This window comes from Leptolinea tardivitalis, from assembly GCF_001050275.1.
In the GTDB taxonomy this organism is placed as follows: domain Bacteria; phylum Chloroflexota; class Anaerolineae; order Anaerolineales; family Anaerolineaceae; genus Leptolinea; species Leptolinea tardivitalis.
Genome location: NZ_BBYA01000010.1, coordinates 133884 through 156651, shown reverse-complemented (window position 1 = coordinate 156651; position 22768 = coordinate 133884). Strand labels below are relative to the sequence as shown.

At 48.1% G+C, this 22768-nt stretch carries 19 protein-coding genes; 4 read left to right on the top strand and 15 right to left on the bottom strand.

Annotation, left to right across the window (positions count from 1 at the left end; translation table 11 throughout):
• Nucleotides 1-30 precede the first annotated feature (30 nt).
• The 6 genes from LTAR_RS10265 to LTAR_RS10240 form a co-directional block, all read right to left on the bottom strand.
• Nucleotides 31-1593, bottom strand: a complete 1563-nt coding sequence (locus tag LTAR_RS10265; protein WP_062422152.1) for an ArnT family glycosyltransferase — start codon at nt 1591-1593, stop codon at nt 31-33.
• A 66-nt stretch (nt 1594-1659) separates the two neighbouring features.
• A complete protein-coding gene (locus tag LTAR_RS10260) occupies nt 1660-2820 on the bottom strand; it encodes a hypothetical protein (protein ID WP_062422151.1) in 1161 nt (386 codons plus the stop codon).
• 84 nt (nt 2821-2904) lie between these two features.
• A complete protein-coding gene (locus tag LTAR_RS10255; protein WP_062422150.1) occupies nt 2905-3945 on the bottom strand; it encodes a LacI family DNA-binding transcriptional regulator in 1041 nt (346 codons plus the stop codon).
• A gap of 327 nt (nt 3946-4272) precedes the next feature.
• Nucleotides 4273-5556 (bottom strand): MFS transporter, encoded by a 1284-nt coding sequence (locus LTAR_RS10250; protein ID WP_062422149.1) that lies wholly within the window; start codon nt 5554-5556, stop codon nt 4273-4275.
• A complete protein-coding gene (locus LTAR_RS10245; protein ID WP_062422651.1) occupies nt 5553-6380 on the bottom strand; it encodes a CPBP family intramembrane glutamic endopeptidase in 828 nt (275 codons plus the stop codon). Before LTAR_RS10245 ends, LTAR_RS10250 begins: the two co-directional genes overlap by 4 nt.
• A gap of 5 nt (nt 6381-6385) precedes the next feature.
• Nucleotides 6386-7009, bottom strand: a complete 624-nt coding sequence (locus LTAR_RS10240) for a TetR/AcrR family transcriptional regulator (RefSeq protein WP_062422148.1) — start codon at nt 7007-7009, stop codon at nt 6386-6388.
• A gap of 181 nt (nt 7010-7190) precedes the next feature.
• Here LTAR_RS10240 and LTAR_RS10235 point away from each other — a divergent pair, with 181 nt between their 5' ends.
• Nucleotides 7191-7541, top strand: coding sequence for a PadR family transcriptional regulator (locus tag LTAR_RS10235; RefSeq protein WP_062422147.1), 351 nt, complete (start codon nt 7191-7193; stop codon nt 7539-7541).
• Between the two features lie 13 nt (nt 7542-7554).
• On the top strand, nt 7555-8865 hold the full coding sequence (locus tag LTAR_RS10230) for a hypothetical protein (RefSeq protein WP_062422146.1): 1311 nt from the start codon (nt 7555-7557) through the stop codon (nt 8863-8865).
• 54 nt (nt 8866-8919) lie between these two features.
• On the opposite strand, the gene LTAR_RS17545 is transcribed toward LTAR_RS10230, so the two are convergent.
• The 9 genes from LTAR_RS17545 to LTAR_RS10185 form a co-directional block, all read right to left on the bottom strand.
• Nucleotides 8920-10899, bottom strand: coding sequence for a serine/threonine-protein kinase (locus LTAR_RS17545; protein ID WP_158423423.1), 1980 nt, complete (start codon nt 10897-10899; stop codon nt 8920-8922).
• Entirely contained in the window at nt 10835-11221 is a 387-nt protein-coding gene (locus LTAR_RS17540; protein WP_062422144.1) for a protein kinase domain-containing protein, read from the bottom strand. The genes LTAR_RS17545 and LTAR_RS17540 overlap by 65 nt, the downstream gene beginning before the upstream one ends.
• 152 nt (nt 11222-11373) lie before the next feature.
• Nucleotides 11374-11736: a hypothetical protein gene (locus LTAR_RS10215; protein WP_062422143.1), complete on the bottom strand. Its 363-nt coding sequence runs from the start codon at nt 11734-11736 to the stop codon at nt 11374-11376.
• Nucleotides 11737-11745: 9 nt separating this feature from the next.
• The gene (locus LTAR_RS10210; protein ID WP_062422142.1) at nt 11746-14013 is read right to left on the bottom strand and encodes a zinc-ribbon domain-containing protein; all 2268 of its coding nucleotides are present in this window, start codon (nt 14011-14013) and stop codon (nt 11746-11748) included.
• A gap of 27 nt (nt 14014-14040) precedes the next feature.
• Nucleotides 14041-15621 carry an SPFH domain-containing protein gene (locus LTAR_RS10205; RefSeq protein WP_062422141.1) on the bottom strand — a complete coding sequence of 527 codons (1581 nt, stop codon included), beginning with the start codon at nt 15619-15621 and terminating at the stop codon, nt 14041-14043.
• A gap of 28 nt (nt 15622-15649) precedes the next feature.
• On the bottom strand, nt 15650-16990 hold the full coding sequence (locus tag LTAR_RS10200; RefSeq protein WP_062422140.1) for a hypothetical protein: 1341 nt from the start codon (nt 16988-16990) through the stop codon (nt 15650-15652).
• A 25-nt stretch (nt 16991-17015) separates the two neighbouring features.
• Nucleotides 17016-18212 (bottom strand): ATP-binding protein, encoded by a 1197-nt coding sequence (locus LTAR_RS10195; protein ID WP_062422139.1) that lies wholly within the window; start codon nt 18210-18212, stop codon nt 17016-17018.
• A 33-nt stretch (nt 18213-18245) separates the two neighbouring features.
• A complete protein-coding gene (locus LTAR_RS10190; RefSeq protein ID WP_062422138.1) occupies nt 18246-18935 on the bottom strand; it encodes a hypothetical protein in 690 nt (229 codons plus the stop codon).
• Between the two features lie 14 nt (nt 18936-18949).
• The gene (locus tag LTAR_RS10185; RefSeq protein WP_081419936.1) at nt 18950-20182 is read right to left on the bottom strand and encodes a helix-turn-helix domain-containing protein; all 1233 of its coding nucleotides are present in this window, start codon (nt 20180-20182) and stop codon (nt 18950-18952) included.
• 280 nt (nt 20183-20462) lie between these two features.
• Between LTAR_RS10185 and LTAR_RS10175 the strand changes: the two genes are divergently transcribed.
• The gene (locus LTAR_RS10175; RefSeq protein WP_062531983.1) at nt 20463-22469 is read left to right on the top strand and encodes an outer membrane protein assembly factor BamB family protein; all 2007 of its coding nucleotides are present in this window, start codon (nt 20463-20465) and stop codon (nt 22467-22469) included.
• A gap of 71 nt (nt 22470-22540) precedes the next feature.
• Entirely contained in the window at nt 22541-22723 is a 183-nt protein-coding gene (locus LTAR_RS10170) for a hypothetical protein (protein ID WP_062422134.1), read from the top strand.
• The last annotated feature ends 45 nt before the right edge of the window (nt 22724-22768 follow it).

The following is a 22768-nucleotide window of genomic DNA, read 5'->3' as shown; positions in this document are numbered from 1 at the left end:
CGCTAGCGTTAGCAGGTTGGCGGAGGAAATCTATTTTTCCTGCCCGGCGTATACTGTAATATTGCCAGAGGTAAAAACGGCCGGCATCTTATGGATTTCCAGAAGGAAACCATCCATACCGGGCAGTACCAGAGGAGCAAATTCTTCTGCGAGAGGGTCAAGGATGACAAATTTGGCTTTTTCCAGCGAGATGTCATTGGTATATCGCTGCCTGTCCACCGTAATGTAATTCTGGGGTTTCTGTCCGATATATGCCAGCGCGGCGAGAAAATCAGCCCTGTTCATAGTTGGCAAACCCCACAGAATGGCGGGCGAACCCAACACCAGGTCGCCGGGGGACACATGAGCTGATATAAACGCCCGTACATTCTCGGCGGGTTTCACTTCAAGAAGGCGCAGGTCATCGTTGCCGGTGAAAATATAATTAGAGTTGTATGTTGTTATGGCGAAAGAACTGAGAACCATCCAGACCAGTGGTGTAAATACGATGGCGGCGGAAAGAAGTGTGGCTGCAGGTGAGACCACCCTGGGAAGGCGTGAGAATAAGGATGTCAGTTCTTTTTGCATCAACCTCTTAATAAACTCATAGGCATGCAGCATAAAAACGGCCAAACCCAGGGCGAAAATCGGGAAAAGGTGCATCAAATAATGCAGACCAACTCCAACCGGAGTATACGCCCGGGTAACCATCAACAGAGTCAAGCCGACAGCGGTCAAAAGAATGTTGCGAAGTGAACCATCTTTCAGAAGGAACAAACCACACAGACCGATCAGGATCCAGCTTTCACGGCGAAGCAGTTCAACATAGTTGACCAGAATGCTGATCAGGGAAGACGAGCTGGATTGCACCCCGCCGCCCCAGACAAAGAGGTTGCGCATATCCGTAAAGAAAACACCTGCATTCACACACAACACTGGCAGGAAAACAACAACCAGCACCGCGAGAAAAATGGTGCCGAATCCAAAGAGAGACCGAGGTCTTTTAACCAGCAACACCAACCCGGCAGTCACACCGCAGAGAATTCCCAGGTAATCGGTCGAAAAAGCCAATGCGGCTTCTATGGCGCTGGCGGCAAGCCAACCGGGAGACGGCTTAAGACAATATTCATGTATGGCCATCAACGAAAAGAGGAAAAACGGAGCCATCAGGTTATAGGTCAGTCCCAGACGACCAAATGTAACGATCCAGGGTGCCGCAGCCGCCACCCAAAGGGTTAGTATCCCCTCACGGCGTCCCTGCCTTTTCCAGGCAATCCAGCCAGCCAATAGACAACAGATCAGATTACCACATGCACTGACCCCCCGCGAAACCTGGATATCCACGCCAAACAATCTCATAGCCGCTGCCACGGTATACATATACAATGGCGGTCGCTGGCTGTATGGTGCACCGAGTATTCCGTAATTCTGCCATTTCCCCTGCATCCAGTTCTCGGCAAGGTCAATATGATTGCCTTCGTCACTGTACCATGCGGGCGACTGATGAAGGTTATTAAATCGAAAATAGATGGCTGTGACGATCGTAAATAGAATAATTACGGTAAAAATCAGTCTTTCAGCTTTTTTCTGAGAACCTGCCAAGGGAGTATCCATGATGAACGCGAGATCCCGTTAAGGGTTGTGTACTCAGCGATTATAGAAGATTTCAGGATTTTGCACTTATTTCGATTGTACCTGAATGGGGCTATGGATTACATTGCAATAAGGCCGTCCGCATTGCTGATAATTCAACCTCTCGGTTGTTAACGCTGCCAGATGACCCGGTTCCAGCCAAAATCCATATTCTGCGGAGGTTGCCCGATTTCCCAGATTAGGCTGGGCAATATTGATTGTCACGATGCCGGAAAGACACAAAACTACTGTCAAAAGGATGACGGGCCAGCGGTGGTCTCCCACGAAAATACCAAAGACAATCAACACCAGCGGTATGGTGGGGATCAGGTAGGATGGTTCTGTTGGAATACCCAGATAGAAGGATTCGTATACCAGGGTGATCAGCAGAGCGGCTGCAGGCAGCCAGGCATGGCGGCTGAAGGATTCCCATCCGGATTTGATCAATCCACGGATGATGAACCCAATCAACAGGAGAAACCCGGGTATGGACCAGAACATCAGGTTTTTATATCCCCATCGCCCGAAGCGCAACCCGGGTGACCAGTATTCCTGGCTGCCGACAGATGCCACCAGGAAGCGGGTTGTCCACTGGGCGAAATCGGCTGGCGGGAGGTAGAAAACAATCGTAAAAAAGCCGAACACAAGTCCAGCTTGAATCAACTTCCAACGGTTTTGAGGTTCAATAAGGAATTGCCAGAGCAAAAAACCTCCGGCCAGCAAGACAACCGTCAGGCGTGACCCGGCACCCAGAGCAAAAGCAGCCCCGGCGGTGAAATAGTGCCTGCGCCTGATCTGGATCATACCCAGAAAAGCAAAGCCAATTCCCATCAGGTAGTCCATACTGCAGGCGGCATTGGCCCAGAAAAACGGATGAACCATCAGGGCGATTGTCAGGAGAAGGTAATGTGGAATTTTGTATTCCCGGCAAAGGCGCATGAATCCATACAGGATAATCAACGCCATGCCCATGATGGTCAAATTGGCAAGAAAACTCCCTCCCAGTTGATCCATAAAAAACATGATGGTTTCAAAGACAAAGAAACCAGGGCCGCGGGAGGGAATATAGTCCAGTGTCTGAACAAAGTGCCGCCCTGCATGCAGTACTCGATAGGTGTCAATATCAGATCCATACCCCATAAAGAGAAATGGGGCATAGAGGATTACAGCAGTCAGCAAAATGAAGCGTTCAGGATGTCGTTTAATCATGAGACTGGCGGGGTGATTGTATCATGCAGACATCCATGTGCCGTTCATAAGACTAACAGATGGTGGTTTTTCATTCAAAAGGGATTAATTTTGGCGGGTTGTAGACTGACGCACGCGAAGCTCAGTAGGCAGCATTAGAGAATTCCCTTGGACAGCCGGATCAGTATCATCGGGTGATGAAAGTGAAATCAACTTACGCACAGCCAGATCGCCAAGTTTGTTCAAGTCTTGATACACAGTAGTCAAAGGAGGAGAGAAATACTTTGATTCCGGGATATCATCAAAGCCGGCTACGCCCAGTTGGCCGGGAATATTGATATGTTTCTCCCAGGCAATATTGAGGACTCCGAGGGCCATTTGATCGTTCGCCGCAAAGACAGCATCCATTTCTGGATACTGCTTAAGAAGAGAATCCATGCAGGTGTATCCGCTGGCCGAAGACCAATTCCCCTGAATGGAGGCATATTCTGGAACAGGGAGACCGGCATCAAACAACGCGCGGCTCCAGGCGCGCTGCCGTTCCCGCGATTCCCACCAATCCATCGGCCCGCTGATATGTGCAATATGCCGGTAGCCCTGGTCTATCAGGTGACGGGTGATTGAATAGGCGCCGGAGTAGTTGTCCATTGAAAGGGTGATGGGTGCAGATGATGGATTCCCTTTGAGATAGACCATTGGTGGTATTTGCTTCGATAGATTGCGCTGGATCGTTTTCCAATTTTCACCGACCTCCGGTGCCGCATAGATGATCCCTTCTACCCGGTGGGCTATGAGCGATTGGATAAGCGGTTGCATTTCCATTGAATCAAAACTGGGAAGTTCTTTTAGCATCAGGCTGTAACCCCGGGCATCAGCAGCCTGGGTAATGCCGTTCAGTGTGGAGGAAATTCCCACGAATCGCAGTTCGGCTACAATCACGCCAAGGGTTTTTGAGTTTTGACGCATGGATCGTGCCAGGGCACTGGGCTGGTAATCCATCTCTTGCATAACGGCCAGAATTTTCTCGCGGGTCGTTGAAGAGACATCAATACGGTCATTTATGACTCGTGAAATTGTCTGCGTTGAAACGCCGCAGGCTTTTGCCACATCTTTTATCGTTACCCTTGAACGATTTGGAAATCCCATGATATTCCCTGTTTTTACGAATAAATAACTTCACACAGCCGTATTCGAACTATGCAGAAATGATCCTCATATACTTTTTTACCATGCATCATTACTTTACCCCGTAAGCGGCGTTTATATAGTTAATTGTAAAAGCTCTCTATAAAGAAATCTCCTGATTGGAAAACATTGGACTATTTCCAACCAGACCAATCTATCGTGAAGAAATCAAGTCTGATTATATCTTTTTTGTACAGTATCTACAAACAACCCATTTGACTGCTCTTCCATCTAATAAAAGACCATCCGGAAGAAAACCGGATGGTAAAAACTTTCTGGAAAAAAGTATCAGGCTTCTTTAGCCGATGCCTGGGTAAGACTGGCACCCAACACCTGTAAATCTGGATGGAATGACAGTACCAGACCAAACAGGACAACGATTCCTCCGGAGATGGTGAACATCATGGTGAGATCCCATTTGCTGATCACACCGGCCAGCGCCTGGGAAATCGGCACCAACCCGGTGCTTGAAAAAGTGATCAGGCTCATCATGCGGCCGAGCATCTCTTTAGGTGTTTCGATCTGCATCCATGTGAACATGATGATGGAAACATATCCGTTGGCCAGGCCAAGGACCAGCATGGAGGCAAAATCAATCCAGGTTGAGGTGACAAATCCGAGGGATAACACTCCCAGCCCGAACGCAATGACAAATGCAATCAAGATACCTTTCATAATTCCGGAATTAGGCCGGGGCAGGGCTCCGGCTGACAGAATTCCAATCAGATTACCGCCGGCAAAAGCAGACAACAACAGGCCATACGCTACGGCACCTTCCGGAAGACGCTGGTTGGATAAAACGGGGATTCCGACAAGCAGTGGTCCCATCAGGAAAAAATTTACTGACATCAAAACAATAAAAACCAGACGAAGGGCTTTATCAGTAAGAAGGTATTTTATTCCGGTGAGTATGGATGTCCAGACGGATTCCTGGTTTCCAGAAGCGGATGATTTTCCAGCAGTTTTCATGATCGCCAGTGTAACGGCCGAAACGATGAAAGTCAGGGCATCAATGGTGAAGGAAAGGATAATGCCCATATTCGAAGAGGCATAATGCCCGATCAACAAGCCGGCAATTGTGGGTCCCACAAAACCGGCCAACTGGGTAATTCCCATGATGATTGAATTGCCCGCCTGCAAGTCACCTTCTTCTACGATCATGGGGACAATGCTGTTTTCTGCGGGTATGGCAAATCCGGCGACGATCCCGAAGGCCAGTGCGAACAGGTAGATCATCCAGATCTGCGCCACACCGGCGAACACAATCATAGCCATAAATGCGGTCAAAATGAAGCGAATGATACTGGCAGACAGCATAACTTTTCGGGGAGATAGACGGTCAGTAATGGCACCGCCCAGCAGCATGAAGAGCGCCCGGGGGATGCCTTCCAGGGCCAGTACTGTGCCCAATGCCATCGGATCATTGGTCAGTTTCAAAACCAGCCAGGGGGTGGCGATCAGAGAAAACTGGTCACCCAGCAGGGAAGTTGTGGCTCCGGCGAACAACAGCTGGAAGTCTCGAAGACCCATAACACGGGCCATGGGATTCTGGGAGGAGGTGGAGTTTGTCATTCAATAACCTTTCCATTTACTTTGTCAAAAAACAGTGATTTATTCAACAAAACGATACCGATTGCCATCAATGCAAAGATGCCTGTTTCAATACACTTGGTTGCCTGAGTGATATTCAGAGCTTCCTGAGATAAATTGATAAAAAAGTGCAGGACTACGGCAGCCGTGATACTGCCCCGGTTCGCTTTGCAAATCCAACTGATGATAAAAGCCAGCGGAATTATCGAAACCATAAAATTGACCGCGTACCAGAGATTTTCAAGAGCAATCAAGTTTTGGTATGTGTCTTTTACGAAAATCATGGGAAAATGCCACCCGGACCACAAGAGGCCGAAGATCAATGAGGCCGTGAAATAGTCAAATCTGGCATGCAGGCTATCCATGGCATAACTGCGCCAACCCAGTTCTTCAAAGGCTGCAGCAAGAATGAGAACCAGAAGGGTGGGAACCATTCCGATGGAAAAGGAGAAACCATCGGCGAATTTCAATTGGGCAGTACTCCCGCCGAATAGGATAGATATCCCAGTGGCAATAAGAATAGCCACTGGTGTGATTAATAGTGACGGAAGAAACACAGACCATTTGATTAGACGCAGATCGGTCAACCTGGATGTGAAGGTGTTCCAGAGTTCTTTCGAACCGGATGAGCGAATCATGTAAAGGGCGACACAGAATGGTGCCACCAGGCCGGGGAGAAGAAATAAGAAATATAACTTTTCTCCGCCGGGTTGATAGCTTATATAGGCGCTGATGAACCAGGAAACAAAGGTAACCAGATAGGTAATGAAAAAAAAGCGGCCAGGTTTATAAAGAGTGGTTTCCATGGCCATTAATTCCCCTGTTGAAACAAAAATTGAAACGAACCAGGTTCGGCGTGTAATAATGTTTCGATTAGCCCTGGAAGAGCCCGGGCCCGGCGCATCAAATCTTCTTCTGTCCACTGGTAGACACCCATATCCATCAAGAATTGGATGGAGACCAGAATAAATTCCGATGTCTCTAGTGGATTTTCTACATGAAAAAGACCTTCCTCGCATCCCTGGCGTATGATCTGGGCATAGAGCGGAGCTGATCGTTTGGCGGTTACGGCGATCATGGCGGCATGCATACCGGCATTCTTCGGGTTATGAAGCTGCTCCATAATTTCCGGGTTTTCATCTGCAATATTGCCGGCGGCAATCAGTTGTTGAAAACGTTCCAGCGCATTTCCATGCCCTTCATCAACCACCTTTTGCATACGTTCTACCGCTTCGTCCCCCATCTGATTGATCACGGCATCCATCAATTCCTCTTTTGATTTGAAGTAATAGTAGATTGTGCCTTTGGCGATCCCCAGATCATCCATCACATCCTGCATGGTGGTTTTTTCATATTCACGGATTTGAAACAAGCGTCGGGCTGCGGCGATGATTTCTGCTCTGCGTGTTTCTGGATCTTTTACCGTTCTAACCATTTTATGCTCCTTACTGACCGACCGTCGGTCAACTTAAGATAGTATACAATATGACAGACCGTCAGTCAATAGTCAATTTTCCGAATTACTATAATCCCTCTTGACAATCTGTTTTGTTTGATCTACTATATCCGCAACAGATATATCTGTAACGGATATAGATATTGAAAGGAACCTGACCATGACTGATTTTGTTTCACCCGACCAACCACTTACCCCGGCTGTGTTTTATATTTTGATGGCCCTGGCAGATGGAGAAAAACATGGTTACTCCATCATGAAAGATGTTGAGAAACAGACAGATGGAAAATTGAAATTGGGACCCGGAACATTGTATGGTTCTATCAAACGAATGTTAAATGCCAATCTGATCGAAGAATCAGATGAACGCCCGGATCCGGAATTGGACGATGAACGCCGGCGGTATTACCGTATGAGTGGTCTGGGGCAGAAGGTATTGCAGGCTGAATGTAAACGGCTGGATCAGGCTGTGGCGGTTGCCCGTCAAAAACAGATTCTGGTCTGCCGTTAATCAGGAGAACATCATGACCACAAACAGGTGGATTGAATCATCGCGCCGAATATTCTCTCGTTTATTAACCCTGTACCCCAGGGAATACCGGAGTGATTTTTCTGATGCAATGCTGCAGGTTTTCACAGACCAATGCCGGGATGCCTATCAGCAAAACGGCGGATTGGGGATCGTATTATTGTGGCTGCGTGTCTTGCCTGACCTGGGCTATACCGCCGTGGTTGAACATCTTTCCACTCCGCGGGCTTCATGGGGATTGATGGAACCCGTACCTGATGAGCCGCTGCCCTGGAAAGGTGTGTTACTGATCCTATTACCTGGTCTGGTTTATCTGGTCAGTCAAATTGCCCAGCTCAACGGTGAAACCTGGTACCTGACCGTATATTATCGGGCGGCTTTCTTTTTGATCATCCCCGTGTTGATCGTATGGGCTGTTACCCGGCGTTTCCCGATCTGGGGATTAATCCCGGCTGGATTGCTTTTCCGGCTGGTACAAGAGATTGGTTATCAGCTCATCATTTTGCATCCAAATGTCTTCTCCAGCAATACATTGTTAAATTTTATACTTGAGGTGGCGCGAAAAGTGGAGAGCGATTTGTTTCTCCCTGCGGCTGCCTTTTTCCTTCTGACGGTCGCCATAGCCATATTCTATTTTCGGCGCCATAGACCAACCCGGGGTGTGTGGATCTGGGGTGGTGGATTTGTGTTGATTTTATTGATCACGGCAGGAATTGCCTGGGTCAATATCAGCGCGATCATTTGGAATATGATCCTTCCGGCAGAACGGCAATTTGTACTGATGGATTTGTTGAAAAATACACTGTCTTATACGGTGTATAACGCCGCCGCCCTGCTGTTGCTGGTATTTCTGGGGACGTTCTTTGTCCGCCGGCATGGTTTCTTTTCCATACTCATACTGGTCGGGTATATCCTGCCAGTAATGGTGGTGGGCACTCCATGGGATCTCCAAAATAATCCGGATCAATTATTGATCATCACCCTGGCTGTGATGACGTACCGTTCAATGTTGTCCTTGATCGCCCCCGTCTGGATGTCACGTGTGCGAACCCAAACCGGAAAGAAAAAGGTCATCATACTATCCATTGCCGTGGCGCTGGGTATTCATGCCGTCATGCAATTCTATCCGGCCATCTTTACCATCAATTGCACCATCAATTCCGAATGGATTCTCAACGTGGCTTTGAATGAAGCTCTGCTGGTTACAGCCATCTTGCTTGGAATGGCTTTATATCAGGTGGAGCCAGACCACGAGAAAAAAGATACAATTACCGGGTACAGCTCTTTGCCTGAATTGGTTAAATAGGTTTATAACAAAACTAAAAAGGCAGGCTTTCGGAAAGAAAACCTGCCTTTTTCTTTATAATCCACTCAAATCCCAGGTATATAAGCCAGACGCTTTATTACTTTCTACCAGCTTGTTCCCATCTGGTGAAAAGGCTATCGATAAAACTGGATTGCTGTTCTGGAATAACCGTACAATTTGTCCATTCGTTTTGAAGACACGAATCTTTCCATCGATTCCACCAGTGGCAATCAGATCCTTTTTGGCATTATAGGCAAAATGCGAAATTGGAGAACCGGCATTAAAGCTGGTGATTGGTTTTTTGGAGCCCATCAGGTCGAAAACAGACACAGTCCCATCTGACCAGGCTCCGATAATAAAAGTGGGGTCAGCCCGAAAAGCAACGCCAATGCCCGTAGCTACTTGTTGAGTTTCCCATTTAATATTGGCCGTACTACCCATTTGACCGGGGGTGCTTTCTTCAATGGTGAAAATCTTTACCCTGCCATCATCTGTAGCGAAGGCGACATTATGAATGCCTGGTTCCGGACTGGCAATATCCACACTGGTGACCGATGTATTGTTATCGTACTTAATAATGGGGGTTGCCCCTCTCGGATTATCAATAATGCAGAAATGCCCCGTATCATCCACACCGGCAATGTATTTATTGTCTGGGGAATATTTCACCAGTTTGACCGGTTTATAAAACAACAATGTGAAATTTGTTGTTCCAGCCTGACTATCTACGGCATACATTTCATCACTCTGTGTGCCGATACTCAGATATAGACCATCCGGAGAGACGTCCAGATCATAAATGCTGGATTTAGCCTTTGTCAGGTTGCTCACGAGTTGGAAGTTTTGAGCGTTCCATTTCGTCACCTGGTTATTGGATGATGCGGAATACAAGTATTTTCCATCCCGGCTGAACGTCAGGGAGGTGTAATCGCCAATGGCTTCTTTATAGAAATCAATCACTCCCTGCTGCTTGTTTTCACCAGAGCCACTCTGATTGGAAACATCACCAGACACTTCCGTCATATTCGATGCCAGAGTCTTGTCTCCGGAGAAATTCATTGGACTGGCAGAAATGGAATTGCCATTTGTAATGATGAAATAGATGAATGCAAGGCAAACGATCCCGACAATAGCCCACCAGTACCGTTTTATAAAAGATATTCCCTGTGGATTTATCCTGGCTTCCAGCTGATCAGCAGCCTGTTCACCTACAGGGCCTGATTCCCTCAGATACTTCACATACAATCTGGCAGATGTCCAATCCTGCAACTGGCAGGCGACCAGCCCCTTTTCTTCATAGTCAAGAATTGTCCGGGTTATTTCTTCATTTGAGGTTGCTTGGCCTCTATCCAGATTCGATGGAGAGGGAGTGGCAATATCCTGCTTCAAAACTTCTTTTGGCTCAGTAACAACCGGTTCTGGTGGTTTGATATTTTCCGCTGAAGGCTTTTCATGAAGGATCACAGGTTCAACCGGCTGGTTAGTAATTGTCGAGACAGTTTCCCTCTTCAACGAGGCGCCTTCAGTAAGTCCGCGTCGAAGTTCCTGCACGGTTTCCGCCCCATCCCAGGGACGTTCTTTGGCAGAATCGGCGAGCATTCGTAATAACAGGTCATCAAACCATTCTGGAACCGCAGGGGAAAGGTCAGATACATGTGTTCCCGGGCGGATATTTTTATAGCCGCGTCCGGTCAGCATTTCAAACAGGATCAGTCCAAGCGAATAGACGTCTGATGCAGGGCGTAGATACATCCCCGAAATTTCCTGTTCGGGGCTCATATAGGCAGGAGTTCCGGGATGTGGTTTGAGAACACTAAGCTGTGACCGCATGCTCGCCCCGCCGGGTATTTGTGCCAGTCCAAGATCGGCAACCTTAGCCAGGCCGTCTGAATCAAACAGGATATTCGAAGGTTTCAAGTCTCTATGGACGACATCTTTACGGTGAAGAACTGCCAGACCCTCTGCTATATCAATACCGGTCTTCACAACTTCCTGGAAGGCAATTGACTCTCCGGTTTTTCTGGCCTTTTCCAATCGCTGTCTGAGATTTTCCCCCGGCCGCATACTCCATGATGAGAAACAGGGTGTCATTTTCTTCCTGGAAATCATAAATCCGTATGATGTTGGGATGATTAAACCATTCCATCAGTTGAGATTCCTGCCGGAAGCGGTTCTTATAATCTTCATAGTCAGAAGATCCCAACCCGACAGAATCACGGAAGAGTACCTTGATGGCTCGTTTGCCGTTCAAACCGGTATGGGTGGCCAGGTATACCTCGCCAAAGGCTCCCCGACCTACACTTCGATCAATCCGATAGTTTTTTGCTACGATATCGTTTTCTGAATAATGCCCCATTTTGATCTCTCTACGGATTTGATATTGGTTAGCATATTAAGAATCTGCTCACTGTCAATCCAGCCCAGTCGATAATTGTTCAAAAAAAAAGGGGGCGCAAAGAAAAGCATCTTTATACGCCCCATTTGAGTAAATGTACGACAAAACCTACATCAGTGAAGTTTTGGCAAACGCCTGGTACCACCACATTGCGGGCAGGGACCGGACTTGCCGGTCAGGTCAAACCCGCACTGGGCGCACTGCTCAGCTGTTGGTTTGGGTCGGGCATTCCAACGATTGAAATAGAGCACAAACAACAAGGCCAGACCAAGGATAACCAGTACCCAGGAGGCATTAAATTGCTGGTTTGAAGCAGCTTGTCCGGCGGTCACTGCGGTAGGTGCCGTTGTCGCTTCCACTGCCCCGACAGTGGATGTCGGAGCAGTGTCATCCGGTAATGCGCTGGCAAATACCTGACCGGTCGCTGCCAGAGACAGCAGAAGGCATACCATGAGGACGATGATTTTTTTCTTCATTCTCTTGACCTAATCTACGCCCTCAAATTTGTGACCGCAATGTTCACAATGTTTTGAATCAGCCGGAACGAACTGGCCGCACTGCACGCACATCTTGTTGGCTGGCGTATTGGATGGTGCCTGACTTCCAAAGCCGGAAGGCACCGCCGGTGTGACAGCTCCGGATGGCGTGTTAATGATGATTGGCGGTTGTTGATGCGAGCCTGACCCGAGTGATCTGGCCATATCCGCCATGCTATCCATGGCATGTCTTGATGTTTCTGATGACAATCCGGCGGCTTTATCCAGCGTCTCTTTCATATCCTGAATGTGCTTGTCAGACTGTTCGATGGATTGGTGGAGTAGTGCATCTTTTTCATGCAATAACCGTTCGTATAAAGCAGCCATCTGTTGACTGGACTGGCCGGAAGACGCCGCTTTGAATTTCTCTTCAAACGCTTTCGCCAGTTCCGGAGAATCTTTGGCGGCCATGGCCAAGATCTGTTCTTCACTCATGCCTTTCAGGATTTCTGTTTCCTTCAGCTCCTTGATAAGTTTTGCCTGTTCCAAACCGGACGCGGCAATCAGTGCATCGGGGCCAAGTTTTGCCAGTGATTCGTTCAGGAGGATGGCATCTTCACGGATGCTCTTTTCCTTCTGTTGCTGGGCATCCCATTGTTCTCGCCATTTCTTTTGTTCTGCCTCTGCTCGGGCTAACTCATCTTCGCGGGCAATCCGTCGTGTTTCTTCGTTTTTGGAAAGTTCGAGATCTGTCAATCTCTTAAGGGACTCAAAATCGCTCTTGTCTTCACGTTCTTCGATGTCGATCTGACGAATACGGTCTTCCGCTTCCAATTCACGGTCTTCCCGTTTATCCTGGCGGTTTCTCCGGTTCATTTCCAACGCCAGATCACTTTCTTTCAGGCGGTTCTCAAAATCAAAATCAGCGTGTTTTCGGGCAATATTGATTTGATTTTCAACAGCCTGGAAATCCTGTCCAAATTTCAACCGGGTTTGCAGGGCGATCAATTCATACTCGTGTTCCACATCCGCACGTGCCATCAGATGCAGGCGGGCACGGTCGTGATCTTCCTTGCTTTCTTTCCAGGTTTGCAGCAGGTCGGTGCGTTCTTTTTCACGCAGTAATTTCTGGTAATCAACATCATCCATGAATTTGTCAAAATCAGCTTCTGATTTGACCTCATTCATCTTGTCGCTCATCACCGCCTGACGCATGCGGCTGTAAAGGTCTACCTTCGACTCTTCCTCTTCCACCTTGCGAGTTTCTTCGGCCAGGTTTTCAAGGATGTTGAGTTTCTGAATGTCACCCCACCGGCGGCGTAATTCGGCTTCTTCCTGTGCCCGGCGCAGCCTGGTCTCTTCTTCCAGGCGGTGTTTGTCTTCTTCTGTGGTTGCCTGAAGCTTCTGGTATTCGAGTTCCACGCTGGCTGACATATTAAGCAGCGCCATCTGGCTGCGTGTCCCTTTTATCTTGTCATAGGGTTCGAGGTTCAACTCCACGGTGCGGATGTTTTTGAAAACAAGTCCTACCTGCTGGAAGGTTTTCTTCAGGTTTTCTTCCAGGGCAATGTCCAATTGAGCTTTGGTGGCCGGATTTTCTGCCAGCTCTTTCAACGAATGCTCACGCAGCCATTGATCTGCAATCTGCACCACTTCAGGGTACAGGAATTCGCGCAGGTCTTCTTTGGACAGCTTCTCCCGTCCCTTAAGGAGATTGGTCAGGAATTTTCCCGGTTCAGCCACTTCTACCTGCATGCGGATGTTGGCGCCGATGGGCAAGGGGTCATTGGTAAACCGTCCGCCCAGGTTGAACATTAATTCTGTGGGTGTTACTTCCACCATTAATAAGGTAGCCCGTTCCGGAATACCGGTGGTCAGCCAATCCCACAATTTTTGCTCCGGGCGTTCCAATAAATACGTACCGGCTGGAATGGTTCCGCGGGTTACGCCACGTTCGATGAGCAGGGCATTCAATCCGGGTTCAATGGTGATACCCTTACGAAGCATCCCCGGAAGGTCATCGGCTTCCAAACGGATGGCGAAATCCTGGTCATTTCGAGCCCAGTGATGACGCTGGATTTCAGGAGTAGCATTTTTGGACAAATCTCGGCCGCAGGAACGGCAGAATTTTGCATCACCACTGTTCTCGGTTCCACATACACCACATTTGATTACTCCACCTGCGAGCGGGGTGCCGCATTTGGAGCAGAATTTGGCATCAGATGAAACCGGAGACTGGCAGTTAGGGCATTTTTTACCGAAGAGATTGAATACCATTTTTCCTCCTGAAAAATGAGACCGGGATTATAGATTTTTCAAAACCTGCGACCGCCCGCTGAAGCGGTACAAGAATTCGTCCAGGTGTTGTTCTATTGAATTGAGAGTGGGAATTTCCTTGGATGACGACAAATTTTGCTGGGCGGTGAAAACCTGTTCCGTTATGGCACCGGCGAAAGACAGGAGATTTTCATCATAATCGAGCGTTCTTCCCCAGGCGGCACTGCTTAGATGATTATCGCTCAAATATGCCGGATTGCCAAAATCAGGTTGCTTGAGTCGCTCCTGGGTACTTTCAAACTTGTGCCGCAACTCGCGCAATCTTATCGCCGAATCAGTAGATCCGGCATTATATAGACGTGAAACCATATCTTCCAAAATGGAACGACTTCGTTCCATTTCAGAAAGGCATTGTTTCCGCACAAGCCGGTCTGCCCGATTTTTATCATCTCCAATCAGTTCCTGTAAATGCGTAGCAGAAGGCAGATTCCAGACGGCTTCGTTTACTTTTTCCCATTTTTCGACCAGTTTTTTAATTTCACCCAGAATAAAGGGCAGAAGGAATAACCATAAGCCTGTCAGGAAACCATAAAGCAGATCCTTGCGCGGTTCACCAGAGAACCGGTTTGTCGTCAAGAGCGTGATTCCGGCGCCAGAACAAACCAGGAACAAGATCCAGATTGTTCTACCTACCCACCAGTTTTGTGGAGGACGGCGTGATGGAAGGAGGGAATTTTTATTATCGTTGGAGAATAAATTAGATAACCGCCAATGGGAGCCGCTTGAATGAGTTGTCTGATCAACAAGCCATTTTTTTAGATTTTCCGCAGAATTGGCCGTGTCATTACCGGAAACGGTTCGTTCATGCATCACCGGCCGGACTCCGGCTGATTGACTGAATTCGGGATCCAATTGATGAATAAAATCATCCAGTTGGATTTGAGATTCAACCTCCGCCATTTTCTTCTGAAGTTCAATGTTCTGGAGGTCTTGTTCCAGTTCCATGATTTTTTCTGTCGCTTTCACTTTATCATCCGAGCGCCAGAAGGTTATCAATAAGATTCTATCGACCTCCATTCCCAGATTTTGAAGGGTGGCAGACAACGCTCGTTGGATTTCGGCCGCCAGAAGGTGAGTAGGCAGCCCGTGGATCAAATCATCGGCGGTATACCGGCGGACCAATTGCCGGATGGATGAGGCAGCTTCTTCATTGCTGAAATTTATCTGTCCTGCAGGAATTTCACCCATAGGAATGACCAGCTCGCAGAAATATCGCTGGAGATCGGTAATCCGGGCATCATACGTGATGGCGGCATCCACAAGAATTTCGTCACCCGATAAAAGATATGATGCGGTTAATCGGGCTGTTACTGGTTCTGTGGAAACATAACCAATTTGCAATCCAACACCCTTACCTCTCAATCGATCAATTGGTGAAAGAATGATATGTTTCCCGGAAGGGTAGGTAGTGGATTTTCCACTGGACGTAACCACAATGCCTGTCCGGAGAGGCGGAACATCGAGGGATTTGCTTATCCAACCGGGTAATTTGTCAAGCGGCAATACCCGGGCAGATGGTGTGGATGCGGAAGAAGGTTTACTTTCCATGGGGTTTCCCTGAGACCAAAATGTCAGCTTAATTCAGAAGTCTTGGAGGCACGGAGAAGCTTAATTGCTGTTCGATCTGCCTGCCCATCTCGGCCACGTCATTTTTGTTGCGGATGGATAACTGCGCAATGGCCGCCAGGCGTGTATCGGGGTGAAGACGTGGATCCTGATCCATTAATGTTTGTAAATCGCTGAGACTGATTTTGTCGGGCTCAATGGCAACATTGGCGGCCGTCAGGGCGGCGTAAGGAGCACACAACGGTCCCATCTGTGTTTCAATACGCATCAGAAGCAATTCACCGATGCAGTACCGTAAGGGCTGGCTGGCAGCCGAGAAGAAATAATCATCAAAATCAGATCCCAGTATTTCAATGGTATTGATGGCCCAGTGAAGTGCTTGAAGGTTGGCCTGTTGATCGCCAAGAAGGTAGGCCATTGCGGTCAATAGAGCTTCTTTTACCTGCTGGCGGTTTTCTATATTCTGCGGAAGGTTCTGGCAGGCTTCAATCAGGGGTTCTACGGTGTGGGTGGGATGTTGTCTCTCCCAGAGACACTGGCCAATATAACTTTCAACCCAGGTAGCCCATCCTTCTTCCACAAGCTGTGATGTGGTATGGATCAGACCATTTTGCTGCTGCCTCAGGCTTGTAAGAGGATCTTCTGCTGAACGGAGGCTGAAGCGACGGGCTACTTCCACCATATCCAAACCCAACCGCGATTTTGTTTTCCCGAGGACACTGCATTCTGCGAGAAATCCATGTCCGAGTTTTTCATGGGCGGCGGTCATTAATATGGATGGAAGATGACTTTCTGATTGAAGAATTTCAGATGGTTTTTTCCCGCTTTCATAGGCAAACAACCATCCATTTAAGTAACACCCCTGGCCTGGCAGGTTGACCCCGAATATACCGCCCCCGTGGGAATCGGCGGCAGTCTGTTGTGCTTCCTCCACCATTCGGTTCAATTCCTGTCTTTTTGCCGATGGTGAAACGTCAAGGTCGTCAATAAAGGTATTAAAGAATTCCTCAAGAGTCTCGCAGAAAACAGTAGGATAACTCATTAGATTGGAGTACAGGTACTTATTGGTTTGAAATTCCTTGATGAAGAATGAATCTACCTGACGTAATGGTGTACTTCCACCCATCTGAACACGCATTTCCCTTGGCATCCCGGAGATTCTTTGCTGTTTGATCTCATGGTCCAAACGGGTGATCTGGCGGATGGCTGCATCTGGAAGAGCCGGGGGAGCATCTTTCAACAGGCGTACCCGCATATCCGCCAGTTGTTTATCAAGGTTGGCTTCATGATTGGCACGGGATTTTTGAAGCCGTTGTTCAAAAGATGCTTTTTTATCATCAAAAGTGGACATGAGGTTTTCCCTGATTGAGAGATTTTTACATCTGGTGTTCAGATTGATGGTTCCAATCATCATACTGCCTTAGCATGTCTGCCGTGGTGATCGGATGTATTTGATCGAGTGCTGATTTCATATCATTTTCTGTGAGCGGCTCAATTTTGATTTCATATTTGCTCAGGGCTTTTCGTCCCTGATCTACCAGATCAAGAAGACCGGGGTTGGCCCGCTGAGTCATGCTGGCGATAGCCGTCTGACAAAGCTGTTCAATTTCACGTCCGGCGAATCCACGGGTGGCTTTTACCCACTCATTGATATCCTGCGTTGTCTTATGGCCGCGGCGGGTCAGGTGGATTTCGAGAATGGATTTCCGGGCAGCTTCATCAGGCAGGGGGACGTAAATTCGTCGCTGGAAGCGGCTCAACATGGCCGAATCCAGCAGCCAGGGGAAATTCGTGGCTCCCATGGTCAGAATAAAACTTTCGTCTTCCTTGGTGGCCAGTCCGTCCAGCTCGGAAAGGAATGTGCTGACAATTCTCCGTTCCGCACCGCTGTCGCCTGAATCACGGGGAGGCGTAAGGGATTCGAATTCATCCATGTAAATGACCGATGGGCTTCGCTGGTGGGCGACGGAATACAAAGCGGAGATTAATTTGCTGGTTTCACCGAAATACTTGGATACCAGATTGCTCACTTTGACGTTAAAGAAATCCGCTTCCAGACTTCCGGCTGTGGCGGCGGCCAGAAGTGTTTTCCCGGTTCCCGGAGGCCCGAAAAGAAGAATGTTCCGCCAGCTGTTAATCTGCACTCCTTTCGGTTTTTGGGCCAGAGCCATTCCATAGGCTGCTTTGATGGAATTCTTGGTCTCTTCCAACCCGCCAATATCCTTCCATTTGATATTGGTATGCTGTCTCAGATTCAATACATCGGCTTCATAATCATCCCGATCAGCCGGCCCGGCGGCTTCCTTCCGGGCTTCCTGGTGATGAACAGACTGGTGCGATACGGAAGATGAACCGTATTGCCGGGATTTTTGCAGGAAGATCTCAGACTGCTTCAATCGCTGTTTTCGGATGGATGGATCAGTGGACGATGCGGCATATTGCCTGTATAACTCGGCACATTGACGGTAAGCCGCCGCCGCATCAGAGAAAGCACCCTTCAATCGGGCGTCTTCAGCGCGTTTGAGCACCCGTCGGTATTCAGAAAAAGCCATGTCACCAAGATTTACAGACATAATAGTCTCTGTTCGCATGCAGGATTGACGTCACTAAAACTCAGCTTCAACGGCTTGCTGAACTTTCTTTTCGTACAGATTTTTCAATTCCTCATCGATTCTTTCATCACTGAGTTCACCGGCTTCACGGGCCCGCTGCATGGCCTTTTTTATTTCAAGAACATCGGCTTCTTCACGGAATTCAGGCGCAATGGAGGCATTCATTTCCATGGCACGCAGCAGATCGTCGAATTTGTTGATCTGAAATTCACCATCGGCGCTGGCCATATTCACATAATGAAGAATGTCGTCCATGTTCAATTTTGACAGGATCGTGTTGTTGGTCGATGAGAAAATCATGGTGCGTTCTTTAATCTGCACAAGGCCATCGATAACACGCATCTGTTTGGAAAGCGCATGAAGCACCTGATCAAGGCCGGCTGCCTCGACATCGAGTTCTTTGATTTTGCGGGCCAAAACTGTCTGCTCGCGGTCGCTGGAAATGTTCTGTACACCTTCGCTGAAAAGCTGGCGTTTGCGATTTTCAATTTCGCGTAAACGTGACAGTGTTTTCTTCTCTTCCTGTTCAAGGGAGATTTTTTCCTTTTTCAAGGTTTCCAACGGGACTTCATCCAATTTCAGCTTTTTTGCGGTATCCGAAGCTGGCTGTGATTTTGCGGTATTGTTCAATAAATCGCGCAAAATATTCAACCCAAAATCAACCAGTGTACGTTTTTCTGTCATGGTAAACCTCCCAGTTATTTACGAGAAATTGTCAAACCGAACCCTGGTACATCCACCAGGGTGAAGCGGTTTGATGAAGAAAGATTTTCAAATGTTTTTTGCACCAGAGAACGGGAAAACCCGAGAGTCTGAACAGCATTTTCCAGAGTAAGGCTGTCATACATTACCAGCTCTTTTTCAATGGCAGTTTTGACCTCTTCCATTTCTTCCGAAGGGAGCAAAGGGATAAACAATTCGGCATACAGGCGGGCCCGGTCATCCAGGTTGTTATATAAAAGCTCACCACTTTCCAGATCGTATAGATAAATCATGACCATGCCATGCGAGAAAGGCAAAACATGCTTTTCTCCGGTTTGCCCGTTGATCACCGTGCGGGCTGTGGCATCCCAGCCGGTGGAGGAAGCCAAAACAACCATTTGCATTTCTTTACTCTCACGAGCTTCCTCGGATAGTTGAACAAGCCGGGGGGCGAGGTCATCTGCTGTAAGAGGCCGGGTATCAAATCCATTCCTGATCATCTCATCCAGATGGCTCATCACGTGCACCTGGATATGAATGGCTGGCGCTTTGCTTCCTCTGGGCAACGGTGGACGGGCTGAGAACCAGGCATTCAATGGATTTTTTGCCAGAGTGTCTGCATCCAGAACAACCTTGCCCAGCATATGCATAATTTCAGCACGGTCATCACCGAATTCCAGTATTTCCGCCCAGTTGCCAATATTGATGACTTCACCCGAAACCGGATGCAAGAAGGAACCCATAGCCGTCAAACGGGTCTGAATTCGATTCAAGAAATTAATCTCCCGCAGGCGTGCTATTGAATTCTTTACCACCACAGGAATTTCACCACTTTTCTGGCGCCGGAGGGCGTCAAGTAAAAGTTGTTCCTGCGAGGGGGCATGATCCGGGCAATATTGATCACCTTTTCTGACACACTGGGTGCAGATGATCTCTTCGCATCCTTCTACGGCACAAACTGCACCGATGTGGGTCTCATTTGGAAGCAGCCTGTAACAAACAGAACACTTCATCAATCCCGTATCGGCCTGGTCAGACGGTTCAGCTCGATTATGTGACAGGATGGCGTCGAGGTCGGCTTTACGAATGAAATACAATCCCCCGATTCTGGCGGCGGGAAGTTCACCTGCCCACACCCGGCGATACACTGTCCGCGGATTGACGCCCAGAAAGCGGGCAGCTTCTCCAATTTTCATGTATTCGGGATCAGATTTTGGGTCGGACATCATTTCCTCATCAGCTTGTTCTTACTGTACAAAATAGTACATAAATATCAATGAAATGTCAATAAGCAATTTGAACAAATATGTACATTTGTGAATATTCGTGATAAACTATTTATGCGGATGGCTGAATCAAGACGGGATTGAGATACATTTTCTTAGGCTTCCGGTGTGTTTTGAGATGATCCTGATGAACGTTTGAATAATCTCTTAATCTGTTTCTTCCATCTCCGCTAAAATATTCATACCTCACCTTCATCCGGTTTTCCCCAGCACAGGCCGCACAATGTCCAATTTTTCCATACCATCGCTTTTTTGCACGAAATGCCTTTCGTATTTTCCACATAATGCACCAGTATGCCCCATCTGTGGCTTCAAACGGGAGACGTTTCATCAGGCCAAGCCTCCCTGCACTCCAGACTGGCAGTTCACAGTTCCCGGAAAACCGGCTGGCATAACAGTACTGGGTGAGAAGACGTTGCTGGTTGGCTGGAATCGTCACAGTGAAGAGGCTGTAGTTGGTCAGCCGGAAGGAGAATTGTTTTCGTATAGTCTGGAAACCCGGGAAAAACAATGGTCTCTGCCGCTGGACCGGCCGGCCATTGGAAGGCCGTATATCTTCGGAGATTGGATCCTGCAAATAACCGGCCGGCGATCACCGGATCCCTCCTGTCTTTTGGTGTTGGATTTGAATGGAAAACTGGTTTGGTCTTATGATTTTGCCGGACCAGTTGCACCAAAAATCGTAAAACACAATCCTGAATGGGTCAGTCTTGCTGTCAGCGATGGAACACTGGTTGGTGTCAACCCGGCTACGCAAAAAAGCGGTCAAATTGGCCGCTGGGACAATACAGCCCGGTTAAACAGTCCGCAGACTTTCTCCCTCCAAAATGCCATTTATTACCTGGTGACCGGTACGCGCCCGGGTCAGTTGCTGCGTATACAGGGGAACAATACATCCACAGTATTCGCCGATTCGGAATATGCCTATCTTACAGACATGCTGATAACCGGTGACCAGTATATCTATGTGGCCAACGAAAAAGGTCAGTTGTATGCAATGGATATCTCGGGGAGGCAGCAATGGGTATATGAGCTGAATCAACGCTCGTCATTATCTTCCCGAATTGGAAAATTGGCCTATTATAAAAACCGTCTTTTTTTTGGTGCTTCAGACCATAAAATGCGCTGCCTTGACCGGATGTCCAGCCAGGTCCTCTGGGAGGTTGAACTTGACGGAACTGCGATGGTGCGACCGCAGATCGTAAATGATGCGCTGCTCGTTTGTGGGGATTCGCACGGGTATAGCTATGGGTTTGATATTCAAACGGGTGTGTGTATTTGGAAATATTCGGGATTAAATAATAAGGATCAGGCCCTGACGGGGAATCTGGCCAAAAAGAAAGATCGTGTCTATTTTGCCACCCGGTGCAATGCAAAAGAAGGTGATTTGCGCGGTTACGTCTGGAGTATGCCGTATCACGGCGGACAACATATGTGGGCAGCGAACATGTTAGTGAATCAGGAAAAGTATCATGAAGCTGCCATCCAGTACGCCTTGCAGACATACTGGTGCGATCCCTGTGAGCAGGATACTGATCTTGAAAAAGCAGCCCAGGCCTGGGAGAAAGCCCATGAACCGGAATGGGGCGCTCGCCTTTGGATTGGTGTGGGTGATCGCAAACGCGGAGTGGAAGGATTTGAGCGGGCAGCATTAATCTGGCGGACACAGGACCCGGGACGGGCGGCGTATTATTACCTGCTGGCTGCCGGTGTACTGGAACGGATGAATGATCCCATTGGCGCAGAAGAAAGGCGGAGAAAAGCGGAAGCACTTTCTATGTTACCGGTGCTCACATCAGAACTGGCCACCACGCCTACCCTTGTACAAAATGAACCCGGCCAGATCACATTACGAATCAAGAATACCGGCCGGGCCGCCGCACACAATATTGTTGTTTATGTGGGCGGCTCGTTGATGTATGCCGACCGTGTGAGGGCGGATGAGAATCAGAGTATTGCTCCTAACAGTTGGTGGGATTTGAATCTGGAGATTGTTCCCACTCAATCCGAAAATCAACTCAGCGTATGTGTTGAATATGTAGACCGTCCGGAGCGGCCGGATCCATTTCGGAATATTTTCTCCGGCAAAATCATGGCCAAAGTTGCCCCGGTGACCATCAAGACGGGAAAGATGATCCGTGGGAAGATCAATATTAAGGGATTGGGAGATCAACCCATTCGTCTTGAAATGGATGATTCCACTCGGACCGAAGTGGTGATTGAATCATAGGAATCCATAAGAATTATCTGGTCAGAGATGTTAAAATCAAGTCATATCCGGCATGATTGTGGGGTGGTGAGATGGGGCAATACGCAACAGGCGGTGTCTTTTTTTTAATTGCCGTTCCGGTTCTGAAATACACACCCACTTCAACTGTCTCTCAAAAAAATAACGGTTTTTTTGAACCTCCGGAAATAAAAGGATTAAGGAGCCCGGGCTTAGATAAACCATTAATTTCTATTTTGGGTAATAATCTGGTTTGAAATGATAAAATTGACCGGATGGCCATTTTATACTCGGAGTGATCC

Coding starts and splice junctions, on each gene's coding strand:
- LTAR_RS17540 (WP_062422144.1), bottom strand. CDS start 11,221: ATGGGGCATTATTCAGAAAACGATATCGTAGCAAAAAACTATCGGATT.
- LTAR_RS10250 (WP_062422149.1), bottom strand. CDS start 5,556: ATGACAAACTCCACCTCCTCCCAGAATCCCATGGCCCGTGTTATGGGT.
- LTAR_RS10175 (WP_062531983.1), top strand. CDS start 20,463: ATGTCCAATTTTTCCATACCATCGCTTTTTTGCACGAAATGCCTTTCG.
- LTAR_RS10200 (WP_062422140.1), bottom strand. CDS start 16,990: ATGTCCACTTTTGATGATAAAAAAGCATCTTTTGAACAACGGCTTCAA.
- LTAR_RS10260 (WP_062422151.1), bottom strand. CDS start 2,820: ATGATTAAACGACATCCTGAACGCTTCATTTTGCTGACTGCTGTAATC.
- LTAR_RS10240 (WP_062422148.1), bottom strand. CDS start 7,009: ATGGTTAGAACGGTAAAAGATCCAGAAACACGCAGAGCAGAAATCATC.
- LTAR_RS10170 (WP_062422134.1), top strand. CDS start 22,541: ATGGGGCAATACGCAACAGGCGGTGTCTTTTTTTTAATTGCCGTTCCG.
- LTAR_RS10210 (WP_062422142.1), bottom strand. CDS start 14,013: ATGGTATTCAATCTCTTCGGTAAAAAATGCCCTAACTGCCAGTCTCCG.
- LTAR_RS10215 (WP_062422143.1), bottom strand. CDS start 11,736: ATGAAGAAAAAAATCATCGTCCTCATGGTATGCCTTCTGCTGTCTCTG.
- LTAR_RS10205 (WP_062422141.1), bottom strand. CDS start 15,621: ATGGAAAGTAAACCTTCTTCCGCATCCACACCATCTGCCCGGGTATTG.
- LTAR_RS10255 (WP_062422150.1), bottom strand. CDS start 3,945: ATGGGATTTCCAAATCGTTCAAGGGTAACGATAAAAGATGTGGCAAAA.
- LTAR_RS10195 (WP_062422139.1), bottom strand. CDS start 18,212: ATGTCTGTAAATCTTGGTGACATGGCTTTTTCTGAATACCGACGGGTG.
- LTAR_RS10230 (WP_062422146.1), top strand. CDS start 7,555: ATGACCACAAACAGGTGGATTGAATCATCGCGCCGAATATTCTCTCGT.
- LTAR_RS10265 (WP_062422152.1), bottom strand. CDS start 1,593: ATGGATACTCCCTTGGCAGGTTCTCAGAAAAAAGCTGAAAGACTGATT.
- LTAR_RS10245 (WP_062422651.1), bottom strand. CDS start 6,380: ATGGAAACCACTCTTTATAAACCTGGCCGCTTTTTTTTCATTACCTAT.
- LTAR_RS10185 (WP_081419936.1), bottom strand. CDS start 20,182: ATGATGTCCGACCCAAAATCTGATCCCGAATACATGAAAATTGGAGAA.
- LTAR_RS10190 (WP_062422138.1), bottom strand. CDS start 18,935: ATGACAGAAAAACGTACACTGGTTGATTTTGGGTTGAATATTTTGCGC.
- LTAR_RS10235 (WP_062422147.1), top strand. CDS start 7,191: ATGACTGATTTTGTTTCACCCGACCAACCACTTACCCCGGCTGTGTTT.